This window comes from Vibrio sp. Vb1026, from assembly GCF_033338745.1.
Classification (GTDB): domain Bacteria; phylum Pseudomonadota; class Gammaproteobacteria; order Enterobacterales; family Vibrionaceae; genus Vibrio; species Vibrio alginolyticus.
The window spans coordinates 1-13,704 of the sequence record NZ_JAWOTH010000015.1 but is presented as its reverse complement, the minus strand read 5'-3'; the positions used below and the strand labels follow the sequence as shown (position 1 = coordinate 13,704).

Here is a 13,704-nt window from a genome sequence, read left to right as displayed (position 1 = left end):
TAGGCCTCGCTTTTATCTTTAAGGATTAAATGGTTTTTACTTCTAAGCCCGCTAGTTGATGCCAATAGCCATTGCATTGGCGGCTTTCGAGCTTTTCAGGATTATCGCCGTATTCGTTTGAGCGAAAACGCTCTAACTCTGAAAAAGTGTCGATACCAAGAGGGCTTAACCGGACCACATCAACCAGCCCTTTCATAGTAGGTAAGTCATTGATGAGGTTGTAGCAATACCCTGACTGTGTTTGAATGCCGTTAAGGTTAAAGACTTCTTGCTCTTCTTGGCTGCTGACCTGGATACCCGTAGGGTATTTGATACAGCAGGTTTCGCAATCGTCTTTCGCTCGGTTTTCAGCTCGGGCTGTGAAACAGCGAGCGGAATACGCTAAAGGCAAATAACCGTGGCTAAATACCTCAACTTCAAACTTGTTACGAATACCAAGCTCGTCACACTGAACTAAAGTATCGTTTAACCATTCGCGAGATAGCTCGACAGGCATGCACCAACGCATCATACCTTGCTTCAAAAATAAGTTGAGCGTGTGTGCGTTATAAGTATTGATTGCAGGGCCAACGACGAAAGGCACTTTATGCTCTGATGCCAATTGAACAGCAGATACGTCATTTGCTTCAATCGCGAAGTCACCGTTGTCGATGTACTTCTTCATTATGTTTACTTCACTCGGAGCTTCTAGTAGTGCCATTGTTGATAGCACCACTTGCTTGCCAGATGCAGACAGCTCTTTTGCGATTTCAAGCCAATGCGAAGGCTTCATTTCTCGACGTTTTGAACATACGGTTTCCCCAAGATAGATGATGTCCGCGGAGCTTGATTTCGCTTGTTCATAAAACGCTTCGATATCTTGTTTTGGCCAGAAGTACAACAGCGGGCCAAGCGCGTATTTCATTGAATTATCCATCTTAACCTCTACTGCCATTTGCGGTGATAAGCACCAAGTGTGGTCTGCGTACCTTCAGACACGTTTGCCAATGCGGCATCCCAAGCCGCTTCGACTTGATAAGCTTCTGGGTTTGCTTGGTAACGGTCAATCGCGGCTCGCCATGTTCGAGTGACTTGTTCTACGTAAGCTGGGCTACGTTGGCGACCTTCAATTTTTACAGACGCCACATTTGCAGCAAATAGTTCTGGCAGCATAGAGAGGGTGTTCAAACTGGTTGGTTCTTCCAGTGCGTGGTAGCGTTTTTTCTCGCCTTCGATTTCTGCTTCGAAACGACCTTTACACAAGGTAGGGTAGCCCGCATTTTCACCGGCGCTGTAGCGATCGATCAAAATGTCGTTAAGGCGGGATTCCAGACCATTTTCTGTTTCTTGCCAGCGAACGTACTTAGCTGGAGAGCATGCTCCCACAGTGTTTGGAGACTCGCCTGTCATATATGACGATAGGTAGCAGCGACCTTCAGACATGATACAAAGGCTACCAAAAGCAAAGACTTCTAACTCGACATCGCTAGTGATGTTGCGCGAAAGCTGTTTGACCTGATGAATCGATAAAACGCGAGGTAGTACCACACGTTTTACGTTGAAGTTTTGTTTGTAAAAATCAATGGCTGCGACGTTGGTCGCTGATGCTTGCACTGAAAGGTGTAGTTCCAGATCGGGATATTTGCGAACCGCGTACTCCAGCACTGCAATGTCTGCAACAATCAGCGCGTCTACACCCAGTGCCGCTGCATTGTCTACTGCGTTCGTCCAGCGCTCGAAGCCATTGGGATGAGCGAAGGTATTCAACGCGACATGAATTTTTTTATTGCGGTCATGAACGTATTGCACCGCTTTTTCTAACTTTTTGCCGTTAAAGTTGAGGCCAGCAAAGTGACGGGCGTTGGTATCATCTTTGAAACCAATGTAGACGGCATCGGCACCGCAATCAATCGCAGTTTTTAACGCAGGCAGGTTACCCGCGGGACACAAGAGTTCCATATGCTCACAATCATTGAGAATAAAAAGGTGTCCGCATTTTATGAAGAATTATGAATAGCGAAATTGACCTAAGTTAGGTTTAGCTCAATAAAGTCGATATTTACCCCTTGCGAGTAAGGGTATCGGGTCGGGGTTAGTTCTTGTGACGACGATTCTGTACAAACAGCTCTTCAATTTCATGTTTTGGCTGCGGGCGATAAAAATGGAATCCTTGAATCGCATTACATTGAAGGTTAGAGAGCAGGGTCGCTTGCTGGTGGGTTTCCACCCCCTCGGCAACGACAGTTAAGTCGAGCGACTTACCCAGATTAATGATGTTTTCAATCACAGTGACTTGTTTCGGTAGTGTGTCGATATCATTAATAAAAGCGCGGTCGATTTTTAGCTCGTCAATAGGAAAACGCGCTAAGTAGGAAAGAGAAGAGTAGCCGGTACCAAAGTCATCGATAGAGAGAGCGAAGCCAAGCTTTTTAATCGCATTCAACATTTGCAGTGTATGTTCGCTATCACTCATCACGGCACTTTCGGTTAGCTCGAAGGTAATGCAGCTTGGATCAAGCTCGGTAGTGCGAAGCAGCTTTTCCATAAAGTCGATCAGCTGTGGGTTGCCAAATTGCTCGGGAGAGAGGTTGATGGCGACACGGCCTGGCAGTATGCCTTGTTGCTTCCAACGTTTTACCGTATTGAAAACATCACGCATCACGACACGTCCAAGGTGTTCTATTAACCCAGCGCGCTCGGCGACAGGAATGAATGAGCCAGGACTAATGTACCCTTCGACTGGATGCTTCCAACGAACGAGCGCTTCTGCGCCGTTGATACTGAAGTCTCGCGCGTTAACCTTAGGTTGATACCACACTTCCAAACCGTTCTGCTGCAATGCTTTTTGCAGTTCAATTTCAAGCCACAAACGCATACGCGCTTCTTTGTTCATTTGATCGTTAAATTTGATCAGACGATTTCTACCACGATCTTTGGCTTCATACATCGCAGTATCGGCATTTTGTAGTAGGATTCGCGCATCTTGTCCGTCTTCAGGGTATCGAACGCTACCAATTGAACACGCAAGGCGTTTACTGAAGTGGTGCAAGTCGAAAGGTTGGTTGATCAACGAGATAATGCGATCGGACAAAATTTCAGCCATGCGGGTGTTTTCTGGCTCCGGCAGAATGACGCCAAACTCATCGCCACCCAAATGACCAATAATCGCTTGGTTTGGCAGTAACCGTTTAAGACGGGCCGATACCTCTTGAATCACTTTATCGCCAATATGGTGACCAAGTGAGTCATTAATGTTTTTGAAGTTATCGATATCCAAATAGAACACCAGAAGCGGTGTTTGCTTTTTGATCAGCTGTTCCAAACGTTTGGTGAAGCCAAAGCGGTTGTAGAGTTTGGTGAGCGAGTCAATGTGTATGTCTTCATTCGATGCAGAAGACAGGTTTTTGGGCGCATCATCAGCATCTTGGATTAGGATAATTTGAGATTCGCTACCTAATATCGCCGTGGAATCCGCGTGTAGCTGAACTTTCCGTTCAAAGCCGCATCTTGCACTGGTTAAGCAGACAAAAGGTTTGTCAGAAATTAATGTACTCAATCGATGACTAAATACCTTTTTACTGTTTTCATCGATGAATAAACGACTTAGCTCTTCGCCCAACAATTCATGAGGAGAGTTAAGTCCGAGAAGGCGCGCTGATGCGGGGTTCGCAGAGATGACAATATCATCTTCGATAAGCAGTAAGCCGTCTGGTAGCAGTTGTGTTAACTTCGCAAACTTACTTTCGGACTCTTCTAAGGAGCGAACGAGTATCTGCTTTTCTGAAGTATCGACAGCGTGAAAAACAACAAAGCGAATGTCGTTACCTTCAAAAACTGGCGAAAGACTAAAGTGAAGACTGGTTTCAAGGTCGGTTTCATCGAGCGTGATTTCGGCTTCGACATGTGCCCCTTTGAACGCGCGCTGATAGTATGGTGCAAGCTTCTTATAAAACTGTTCACCCAGCACTTGGCAATCGTTTAAGCCGACGATTTCCTCATGACTTAAACCTGCGATATCGCAGTAACGGTCACTTACCATTCGATAATTGTGTTTTTTATCAAGAATGGCAAAGAAGAAAGGGCTATTTGAGGTTAGCGTGGCAAACCAATGTTTTAATTGCTGGGAAGGCATTAGGGTATTACCGATCTCCAATGAGCCAGATTATTCGTCCGTGTATAAAAAGCGACACCCTGATAAGCCTGCGGCGATCTACCACCAAGCCAAAGTGTTACTTGCCATTAAAGGGCTCGCGGTTTTAGCTGTGCAGTCGACAATCACATGGATACGCTCAGATAACTATAACTTTGAAAATACGGTTGTAAAAGTGTTTATCCACCTGTTCGCATCAATAATACACGTAAGTTCAAAAAAAGAAGCGTTAGTGAGCAATAAACCACCAATCTAAAATAAGCACTTTATTGATACATAACAGTAATCTCATCGCCACGATTGCTTAATATAAGCAACCTAATGACAAAGTAACGGATAATGAACGTGTTAAACAAGATTCGCAGTCAACTAGTAAAGAACGCAGCTAATATTTTGCGTTCTCCAGTCCAGTTATTACCACAGCCAATTCAGCAAAAAGCGTTGCTAGAAGGGCTAAAAATGGTGTTTAAAGAAGCCTTGGAAGATGGTGACTTTGAGTTCCTTGAAGACAAGTGGTTAAAAGTTGCGATTAAAGACTTGAACTTAGCATGGTACATCAGCTATCAAGACGAAAAATTGGTGGTAGCTGAAAAACCAGTTCAGGAAGATGTGAGTTTTAGTGGTAATCTAAACGACCTAGTACTGATTGCTGGTCGTAAAGAAGACCCTGACACACTGTTCTTCCAACGTCGCCTTTCAATTGAAGGTGATACTGAGCTTGGCTTAGAAGTGAAAAACTTAATGGACAGTGTCGACTTAGAGCAGTTACCGAAAGCAATGCAAGTCGCTTTGAATCAATTGGCTGATTTTGTTCAGAAAGGAGTTCAAGCGCCTGCACAACCAACCGGAGTAGCGAATGCTTATTCGAACTGAAGCCCCAGCGGACATTCTTACCATTGACCGCTTATTGAAACACGCCTTCCCGACGGAAGCTGAAGCTGAGCTTGTGATGCGTTTGCGCGAAAACAGCAAATTCACGCTTTCCTTAGTCGCGTGTACAGATGAGGGAGAGGTGATAGGCCATGCTTTATTTAGCCCTGTGACCTTAAATGGTGAAGATTTGTCATGGCAAGGGCTAGCGCCATTAGCTGTTCATGAAGATTACCGTCGCCAAGGCATCGCTGCAGAGTTGATCAAAGAAGGTTTTGATTCACTGCGTGATTTTGGCTACCCAGTGTGTGTGGTGTTGGGCGATCCTGATTATTACGCGCGCCAGGGTTTTCAATCATGCGACGAGATGGGCTTTGAATGTGCTTGGGATGTCCCTAAAGGTGCATTTCGAGTCGCAGAGTTGGTCGAAGGTCAATGTGCTGGACGCTCCGGACGCATAGACTATGCGCCAGAGTTCTCTGAACTGTAAATGAAAGAAGCCCACGACTAAGTGGGCTTCTTTCTTATTCACTGAAAACTGAGATAGGGAGGTTAGGATGACTGGTTACTTTTCTTTTTGCCCCAGACCTCTATTTTCGCTTTTTTACTTACCCCTAGCAGGCTAAGTTTTGTGCTTCCCCAGCTACTGTAAGTCATTTCAATCCGTTTTAGCTTGGCTTCTTTTGTACCTGGAAGGCTCCAGGCACGAGTCGACAATCCGCTTGTTAGTACGCCCATAGAGGAAAGCTTTTTCTCACTACCATCTGTCATGACGACTTTTAAACCATTCATGTCTACCGTTCCTTGCACACATTTTAGTTTTATTTTACTGAAGCTTCGGTTTCGGAATAGGCTATTTGGTGTCACGGTATCTGTTTCTGTATGAAAGTTAACGGTTTTCGTTGCAATCAGCTCCCACTCATCGCTGTTATTAGCAAAAACACTCACGCTGGTGGCGGCTACCAGTGTGCAAAGTAGTAGCGTATTTAAGAATTTCATAATGTACCTCATATGTCATACCCAATGTGTGGCCGTTGGCAAAACGCTATGTTCAGGAATATCCAAATCATCTCATTGTGTTCAGGTGTTCCTTGAAGTCCTTTAGGTATAATCGCGATAATTTGATAGGATTGCCCTCGTTCAAATAGGTGACGGAAAATGTCAATTAACGAGAAACAGTATTTACGTGAAATGGGGATCAGCACATGGGAGCTGGTACACCCTGAAAGACTGGAAGGCTATCAATCGCCATTATTGGATTTGCAAAGTTCATGTAAACTCCTATTGGTATCGCCAATATGTCCAGAAAACGAGACGGCATTGATGTTTGAGCGCGTATTAAAAAGCATTAAGCTCACGCTTGATGATGCGCTACACCTAGAGCCTGAGCGCTTATCCATGCTGGGTGAACATCAGCTAGAGTGGGTGTGGTTTGCAGGCTGTGAGGCTGATCAAAGCATCAAGGCAAAGCACCTGACCTCGCCACTATTACAAGATATTGATGGTAATAACGAACAGCGCCGCGCATTGTGGCAACAAATCTGTTCGTACTCTTCTTAACGGAGCTAATGCGTGACAATTGAAATTACGCCGATGCGTGCAGAGCACCTCGACCAAGTTTGGCAAATCGAGCAGCAAGCACATTCTCACCCTTGGGCCGAATCTTTGGTTCGTGACTTATCCAGTCGCGGTGCTTGCCATCATGTGATGCTGGAAGGCTCTCAAGTGGTTGGTTACTTCTATGGACAGAATATTGTTGGAGAAGTGACACTATTAAATATTGCAGTAGCGCCTTCTCAACAGGGCAGAGGGCTAGGGCAAAAATTGCTGGACGCGTTTATTGAATACTGTGAACAAGCCAAAGCAGAGAGTGCTTGGTTAGAAGTGCGTGAAAGTAATCACCCAGCTATCCATATTTATGAGCAAGCAGGTTTTAATGAAGTGGACCGTCGTTACAACTATTACCCAGCTAAATCGGGAAATGGTAAGGAAGACGCCATTATCATGAGTTACTTATTTTTGAGTTAGTTTTAGGTCGTTACTAATTACCTCATCAACACTTATGCTTTAAATGCGTATCCGGATTCGAGGCTTTTGAATATGTAATAATAATTTTTTGAATTTTTACATCTCTTTGTGTGGAGCTGGCTTTCCCTTGTTAGTTGCAGGTAAAGGCTGGTGAGCCGAGTAAATTCAGTTCATGTCTTTCCAGTTTGCTAGCACAGCGATAATAAGCGAGAATACCGCACAATATCGAATAGTAGATATGCTTGCCTATTTTGTGAGCATGAAAGTAATTTAGAAGATTAACTAATGTCAAATCCCCTTTTTTTAGGCGAAGTGTCTAAGCGCAGAACGTTCGCTATTATTTCTCACCCTGATGCCGCCCAGCCTTTCAACGCTTAAAACCACCTTTCATTGCACACCACAATCACATCTCTACGTACTGAATTTAAAGGCTTTTTGTCTTTTTCTCGTTTCTTTGCTTTTCAATGATGTTCAAGCGTAACCTCGGAAAGTGTGTACAAACTTGAGTACAAATTCCGTTTTAGAGGCCTTTGGCGAAAATTCCATGACACAAATCTGGCTGTAGGCCTTGTGGTTACTGGGTTTGATGAAGAAAGTGCCTTCTGCTTTTGGTACTTTGGTTTCGACATTACAAAAGCGGAATAAATGCGATCATCTCTAGTTTTATGTTTGTAAGCTTATGAATTTAAAGGGTTCGTCATTGTGGTTTTTGATGTGTCATCGTTGCGAGTGTACAAACAGTGTGTACAAATTTTTCTCGTTAGGCATGTTGATTGCTATTCATGACACAAACCGCCTTGTAGCCCTTGTTATTCATAGGTTTGAGCTGAAAAGTACCTAATAGCAACATTTGTGTTTTGATAAGGCTGATCTTCTGAACAAATCATGCATCTTTCTGACCATCAACTAGTGATGAATCAGGCGATGATAGCTTTACATTGATTTTCAGGAGAATGCAGATGACAGCAGTAGCGCACCAGGCAACCCCTTTTCTAACATCTTACGAAGTGATGGCTCGTTACCACATTAGCTATACGACGCTCTGGCGAAGAATAAAAGATGGCAGCTTGCCGCAACCTCGCATCAACCGAAATACACGAAACAAGCTGTGGCACATTGAAGACTTGGAGGAGTATGAGAAGAAAGAGGACTGAGCCTCTTTCTTTTATTTTATTGTCCGAAACGCCAGTTGAATGAAAAGCCTGTCGGCTCGATGATGGTCTCTAGCTGTTGATACCAAACGTCGTAAGCATGACGCATTTCATCCAGGTACTGATATTGGTTGTAGATAGCATCCAACCCTTTTTTGCTGTGGCCAATCATCAACTCGGCAACTTCTTGCGTGGTGATGGCTGACATTCGCGTTCGCATCGTTCTGCGAAGATCATGCATAGACCAATGTTCCATCTCAACACTAAGCGATCTGCGAGCCCAGATTTTCACATTGTTAGGAATAGTGGTATCAAAGCCATTTGTGGCAAGCTCTTCTTGTCCGTTCGCGGGAAACAAGTAAGTTGATTTGCTCATCTGCATCGCTAGTTCAATCAGCTCAATAGCTGGCTTAATCAATGGCCGCATGATCGGCGCTCCAATTTTCTCACCTTGTTTGCGGATCTCTATGGGCACTGTCCACATTGCAGATTGCAAGTCAAAGTGATGCTTTTCAGCTTGAATGAGTTCGCCCTTGCGCCCTCCCAATAAGAGAAGCAGTTTTATGTAGATGCGATTCTTCTCAGTGATTTTTGACTCATGCAAATAGCGCCAAAGTATCCTGATCTCGTTGTCATTTAGCACCCGAGTTCGTTTGCCTTTCTTACCGCCGACCTTCTTTGCAGTGATCCCAGCGGCAGCGTTAATTTCCAAAATCTGTTCATCTATCAGCCAGTCATAAAACTTATGCAGCACAGACACTAGACGTTCTGTGTTTGACGGAGACGCTTCCGAAACCTCACGAAGACAGTTTCTTAAGGACAATTCATTGATGTCAGTTAATGGGTACTTACCAAGTCGGGGCAGCAAATATATTTCACTGCTGCGTTTTTGGTAGTGCCACGTTTTCTCCTTTAGCCCTTGCTTACCGGCAGAGTCTATCCAGTCTCGAAAAATCGATTCGAAGCTTTGATTGGCAGAATACTTGGCCCGTTCTTGCTGTAGGTAGAGCTTGGGGTTTCGGCCTTGATCAAGTACTGCCCTTAACCTATCTAGCTCATTCCTGGCTTCAGCAAGCTTCATAAGTGGGTAAGTACCTATGTCTACCCGTTGTTGCTTGCCATCGAAACGATAACGAAACTGAAAAACAATTTTGCCCTTGGGTGATACCCGAGCACTTAGCCCATCTCGGTCGGCTTTTACTACGGTTTCTTTTGCTTCTTTATTTAACCTGGCATCGAGCCAGCTAACTGATAACGCCATGTTATAAGCCCAGCCCTAGTTTTGATTTTAATGATTGTTTACGTGATTCTGCTTTGGGTTCTGGCGCTGTACTCATAGAAGTCACTTCACCATCTGGTGCATGGCCATCCACCGGTGCAGATGTCGTGGATAGATTGGGTTGGCTCATGTGAATTAACCCAAAGGTGGCCAGCATCCGCAGACGCTCAGCGCGTTCCCGTGGCGGCGTCTTTTCCAATTCTTTGAGTAGTTCAGGGTGGCTCCCTGGGGGAATGTTGACGACAACTCTCATAATCAGGCCCCATAAAACCAGAAGCCTCGGACGTTCGCCAAAACAGACTGTTCCGGCACGATGATCTTGCTTCGTGAAAAAATCTCCTTGGCCGCTTCCTTATAAGCCAAGGCTCCACCTCCGGCGATCAATACCAAGTCCGCATTGATGCTTTCGTCGCGCATAGATTGGCGCATGGCTGTAAGAGCAACAGGCGCTACCTTTTTCATTGCAGCATTCAGATAAGGTGAAATATCGACTTTTTCTCCAAATAGCAGCACCTGCAAGTCGCCGGTTCTCATGGCTTTTTCAAGTCGATCCATACCCACTTTGGCACCATGATCTTCCGAAATCAGCTTATCAATGGTTTCCAGTAGCACGGACATTGCCTGAAGACTGGTTCCTGATGAGCTGTAGCGAATTTCTCCGGCCTCAAGGGCAACCCAGTCAACAGAAAAAAAGCCTGGATCTATGACGACGACGCGACCTTCTTCAATCAAGCCCAAATCTCCACCTGTTTGAACCAGATCCATATAGGCACCGGCAGGCTGCGGCAGCACTTTGACGTCATGAACGGTGATGCTGCGCTTAGGCGTTACTTGATGAATACCTTTTAAACGCTTCACAAGGTCTGACTTACGTTGTGGTTCATGAAACTGGGAAACCGGTAATCCAGTGACAACCAAATCGATGGATTCTGTTTCAGCCATTAACAAGGCGGCATGAAAAAGCGCCTTATAGGTTTTTGTGGTGGGATATTCTGGGTGAAGCTCCCGTTCCCAACCTTGAAGGCGTCCAGCAGGCACACCAGCGGCCCAACGCTCATTCTCGACAGACACATACAAACAAGTTTCATCATCGCCTCCACCGATACGCTCCGGCATACGATCCGCAGGACCGGCCCCCGCAGGCAGAATAATAGTTTTCGGTTCACTGCCTGATTGGCCAATTGCCAGCTTCAGGTTCGAGTAACCGATATCTACGCCTAGTACAAACATACTTATCTCCTGTGCACTCAAAGTGCTCTAACGGTTTTCAACTAACCGCTCAGGTCACGCTTGGGCATTTCCAAGTGCTCTGGCGGTTCACTCAAATGTCATTATCAGGATTCGGTGCACTGGCGGTGGGCAGAAAGGTGACAAATCCTTTCATCTATCTGCCTATTGCATTTTCGCAAAAGTATGAGAATAGGCTCTGTTTGGCGGCGGATGACTAAGCCAAAAAAATCGAGACGCCAAACGTCGTTTGCCTTCTGGCCTGAACTCGCCAAACGGTTTGTATCTTCATGACGATACGTCTTTTCAGGCGTTTTTAAGTGAAATCGGGCTGCATCCCTTGTCAGGTATGGGATTGCGCGAGTTGATTTATATCGAGACGCCAAACAGCGATTGTTACGGCAGTTTTACGTTTGGCGTTTCGATCCAAAAGCCAAACGGATAGTGGTTTTGGCTTTTGGGGTTAATTGGATGGGGAAATTGGTTTGGTAGAAATCGTCAATGAACAATGGAAAGCAGAGATATCAGATTTACTTCAGCAAGAAACGGACAGGCTAAAAGCGCTGGCACGAGCTGAAGTTGATGACTTTTGGGTTACCCATTACAAGGTTCGTGAAAATGAGCCATTTAAAGATTGGGGGCTGCTTGGTGTCCGTATCAGAGACTTTAAGTATGGCTTTGGCATTGAGTGGTACATCAACAGCTTTCACGGTCAACGAGGCAAGCGCGTAGTCTTTAGTAAAGGACTGCGTATCTCAAAGACGAAGCTGAGATACTCATTTTTGGACTGCCAAGGTTTGGCCAAAGAATGGGAGTTAGCGCTGGCCATGGAGAAAGAGGAATTTTTCAGTGATATTCGACGCCAGGTTGATAAGCTCAACATGCTGCGTCGCAGAGTGAATGCCTACTGAATTCTCGGCGCTACTTCACTCGCGGCAACTGGTCCCAGCGTGTTGTATAAGCGGGAGATAAATGCTCTCGCTTCATCGACCAATCTTTCTTCGTACCTTGTCCAGCAAAGAAAACCTTTCCGGCACCACTTTGGTTAATGGTGTCCAATACAGACATTAACTGTTGGCTATTAGAGCGGATCGATACGTCATCGAATAGTCCTGGCTGAAACATGCCAGGATCGTAAAAGTCAGACAGCATGACGCCCGCTTTGGCATAACGAAAACCATCCTTCCATATCCGCTTGAGTAAATGACTGGCCAGCTCGATAAAATCCCTAGTATCGCAACTGGGGATCAGCAACTCACCCGATGCAGAGTTGCTGTATTGCGGCTCGTTGTCCTTAAAGGGGCTGGTACGTATGAACACGGTCATCACTTTGGCTTGCTGCTGTTCTTTGCGTAGCTTCTCAGTGGCGCGGGTTGCGTATTCACATACGGCCTCACGTAACAATTCAAAGTGCGTTACTTTTACGCCAAATGAACGGCTACAGACAATTTGTTTCTTAGTTGGTGGGATCTCTTCAAGTTCAATGCACGACTCACCATTGAGCTCTCTGACGGTTCTCTCTAAAACCACCGAGAACTGGTCTCTGATGGCTCTAGGTGAGGCATTGGCGAGGTCTAAGGCTGTGCTGATACCCAAGGCATTTAAACGCTTAGAAAGCCGTCTACCAACGCCCCAAACATCATCAACCGGGACTAATGCGAGCAATCGACGTTGCCGATCTGGATTGGTTAGATCTACAACCCCCTGAGTGGCGGGGTATTTCTTGGCGGCATGGTTAGCCAGCTTGGCGAGTGTTTTAGTCGGTGCAATGCCTACACAGACGGTGATCCCAATCCAGTGGCCTATGCGCTCTCGCACTTGTTGTCCGAACTCGACAAGGGATAGGACAGACTCAATACCGGTTAAATCTAAAAACGCTTCGTCAATGGAGTAAACCTCTACTCGTGGTGCCATCTCCTCCAAAGTGCGCATCACTCGACTGCTCAAATCCGCATACAGTTCATACAGTTGGCTAAGAATTCCCGCTAAAAATAGACGAGTAAGTGAGCAACCATTCTGCCGCATGGGTTGCTGGCGTCTAACACCAGAAAAATCACCCAGCCCAACCCGCTGTCTATTTTTTAAGGTGGGCATTCATCTACATGTCTAATTTTTTACCAATTTGATCGCTAAGATGTACTAATTTGATTACCGAGGGAGACTGACGGACTAATTACTTAGGGGCTTAATCGTACAATCTCCACTCGACACCACACAACTCACTTCTGGACATTTCTGAGTTGCATTTTAGCTAATTTAGAAAAACATGAATTAGATAAAGTATGGAAATTTCAAATCAATATGAGGCGGACATGAAGAAATTGAAAAAAGTAGCTTAACTGGGTTGGTCAATTTTGGTTGACCACGTCATGTTCCGGTGAGTACGCAAGTCATTGGCGCTAACGAATATGAAGGTCACTTTGCTTTTGACTTACTCTATAACAACTCTTCAGATATACAGCCTAATACCTTATCGACCGATACGCATGGTACCAATAATGTTAACTTCGCTATATTAGATTTCTTTGGTTACACATTCGCCCCTCGATACGCGAAAATGAAAAAGGTGTTTTTTGAGCTATTTGAAGTGACTGAAGAGAACGGAGGCCGTATTCAATTAAAGAAAGATATTAATCATAAGCTAATTGCTGAAGAATGGGACAATATTCAGCATATTGTTTGTTCATTGAGTCGTAAAACCACCACTCAAAGCACAATCATTAGAAAGTTGAGTAACGGCAAGAGCCGAAGATTGTCAGCATTGCATGAGTACGACCGTTTAATTAAATCTATTTATGTTTTGGAGTATGTTGATAATTCAACGTTGCGTCATTACGTCCAGCAAGCCTTGAACAGAGGTGAAGCATACCATCAGTTAAAACGTGCTATTACTTCAGTTAATGGCAATAAATTTCGTGGGGGGAATGATTACCAAGTATCACAATGGGGTTCTAGGGATTTTCCCCTCTAAAAAGACTTAATCCTCTGTAGACCACACCAATAAATGGCTGCGGAGGTGG

Annotated in this window: 15 protein-coding genes and 1 pseudogene; 8 read left to right on the top strand and 8 right to left on the bottom strand. The window is 45.1% G+C overall.

Annotation, left to right across the window (positions count from 1 at the left end; genetic code table 11):
- Positions 1 to 25 precede the first annotated feature (25 nt).
- The 3 genes from R7E47_RS18700 to R7E47_RS18690 form a co-directional block, all read right to left on the bottom strand.
- Positions 26 to 904, bottom strand: a complete 879-nt coding sequence (locus tag R7E47_RS18700; protein ID WP_165935372.1) for a U32 family peptidase — start codon at positions 902 to 904, stop codon at positions 26 to 28.
- Positions 905 to 924: 20 nt separating this feature from the next.
- Positions 925 to 1,938, bottom strand: a complete 1,014-nt coding sequence (locus R7E47_RS18695) for a peptidase U32 family protein (protein ID WP_132936911.1) — start codon at positions 1,936 to 1,938, stop codon at positions 925 to 927.
- 133 nt (positions 1,939 to 2,071) lie between these two features.
- A complete protein-coding gene (locus R7E47_RS18690; RefSeq protein WP_005380112.1) occupies positions 2,072 to 4,111 on the bottom strand; it encodes a bifunctional diguanylate cyclase/phosphodiesterase in 2,040 nt (679 codons plus the stop codon).
- Positions 4,112 to 4,474: 363 nt separating this feature from the next.
- Here R7E47_RS18690 and R7E47_RS18685 point away from each other — a divergent pair, with 363 nt between their 5' ends.
- Together R7E47_RS18685 and R7E47_RS18680 are read left to right on the top strand one after the other, a co-directional pair.
- Positions 4,475 to 5,002, top strand: a complete 528-nt coding sequence (locus R7E47_RS18685; protein WP_005394645.1) for an SCP2 domain-containing protein — start codon at positions 4,475 to 4,477, stop codon at positions 5,000 to 5,002.
- Entirely contained in the window at positions 4,986 to 5,489 is a 504-nt protein-coding gene (locus R7E47_RS18680; RefSeq protein WP_005380119.1) for a GNAT family N-acetyltransferase, read from the top strand. Before R7E47_RS18685 ends, R7E47_RS18680 begins: the two co-directional genes overlap by 17 nt.
- A 62-nt stretch (positions 5,490 to 5,551) precedes the next feature.
- Here the strand turns inward: R7E47_RS18680 and R7E47_RS18675 are convergent, their stop codons facing one another.
- Entirely contained in the window at positions 5,552 to 5,998 is a 447-nt protein-coding gene (locus tag R7E47_RS18675; RefSeq protein ID WP_005380120.1) for a hypothetical protein, read from the bottom strand.
- A 159-nt stretch (positions 5,999 to 6,157) separates the two neighbouring features.
- Here R7E47_RS18675 and R7E47_RS18670 point away from each other — a divergent pair, with 159 nt between their 5' ends.
- The 4 genes and pseudogenes from R7E47_RS18670 (at position 6,158) to R7E47_RS18660 (ending at position 8,181) form a co-directional block, all read left to right on the top strand.
- On the top strand, positions 6,158 to 6,559 hold the full coding sequence (locus R7E47_RS18670; RefSeq protein ID WP_005380121.1) for a DNA polymerase III subunit psi: 402 nt from the start codon (positions 6,158 to 6,160) through the stop codon (positions 6,557 to 6,559).
- Positions 6,560 to 6,571: 12 nt separating this feature from the next.
- Positions 6,572 to 7,027: a ribosomal protein S18-alanine N-acetyltransferase gene (gene rimI, locus R7E47_RS18665; protein WP_005380122.1), complete on the top strand. Its 456-nt coding sequence runs from the start codon at positions 6,572 to 6,574 to the stop codon at positions 7,025 to 7,027.
- Between the two features lie 285 nt (positions 7,028 to 7,312).
- Positions 7,313 to 7,390, top strand: a pseudogene (locus tag R7E47_RS25520) (peptide chain release factor 3); the annotation flags it as partial.
- A gap of 596 nt (positions 7,391 to 7,986) precedes the next feature.
- Positions 7,987 to 8,181, top strand: coding sequence for a helix-turn-helix transcriptional regulator (locus tag R7E47_RS18660; RefSeq protein WP_040523226.1), 195 nt, complete (start codon positions 7,987 to 7,989; stop codon positions 8,179 to 8,181).
- A gap of 16 nt (positions 8,182 to 8,197) precedes the next feature.
- Here R7E47_RS18660 and R7E47_RS18655 read toward each other — a convergent pair whose 3' ends face one another.
- From R7E47_RS18655 to R7E47_RS18645, 3 genes are all read right to left on the bottom strand, one after another.
- Positions 8,198 to 9,439 (bottom strand): tyrosine-type recombinase/integrase, encoded by a 1,242-nt coding sequence (locus R7E47_RS18655; RefSeq protein WP_008845652.1) that lies wholly within the window; start codon positions 9,437 to 9,439, stop codon positions 8,198 to 8,200.
- Position 9,440: 1 nt separating this feature from the next.
- On the bottom strand, positions 9,441 to 9,587 hold the full coding sequence (locus R7E47_RS18650) for a hypothetical protein (protein WP_008845653.1): 147 nt from the start codon (positions 9,585 to 9,587) through the stop codon (positions 9,441 to 9,443).
- A 125-nt stretch (positions 9,588 to 9,712) separates the two neighbouring features.
- Positions 9,713 to 10,687, bottom strand: a complete 975-nt coding sequence (locus R7E47_RS18645; protein WP_008845654.1) for a ParM/StbA family protein — start codon at positions 10,685 to 10,687, stop codon at positions 9,713 to 9,715.
- Between the two features lie 464 nt (positions 10,688 to 11,151).
- Here R7E47_RS18645 and mobI point away from each other — a divergent pair, with 464 nt between their 5' ends.
- Positions 11,152 to 11,595, top strand: a complete 444-nt coding sequence (mobI, locus tag R7E47_RS18640; RefSeq protein ID WP_040523231.1) for a conjugative transfer protein MobI(A/C) — start codon at positions 11,152 to 11,154, stop codon at positions 11,593 to 11,595.
- 10 nt (positions 11,596 to 11,605) lie between these two features.
- Here the strand turns inward: mobI and umuC are convergent, their stop codons facing one another.
- Positions 11,606 to 12,778, bottom strand: a complete 1,173-nt coding sequence (gene umuC, locus R7E47_RS18635; RefSeq protein WP_008845658.1) for a translesion error-prone DNA polymerase V subunit UmuC — start codon at positions 12,776 to 12,778, stop codon at positions 11,606 to 11,608.
- A 283-nt stretch (positions 12,779 to 13,061) separates the two neighbouring features.
- On the opposite strand from umuC, the gene R7E47_RS18630 reads away from it, so the two are divergent.
- Positions 13,062 to 13,655 (top strand): Tn3 family transposase, encoded by a 594-nt coding sequence (locus tag R7E47_RS18630; RefSeq protein WP_000107352.1) that lies wholly within the window; start codon positions 13,062 to 13,064, stop codon positions 13,653 to 13,655.
- Positions 13,656 to 13,704: the final 49 nt, after the last annotated feature.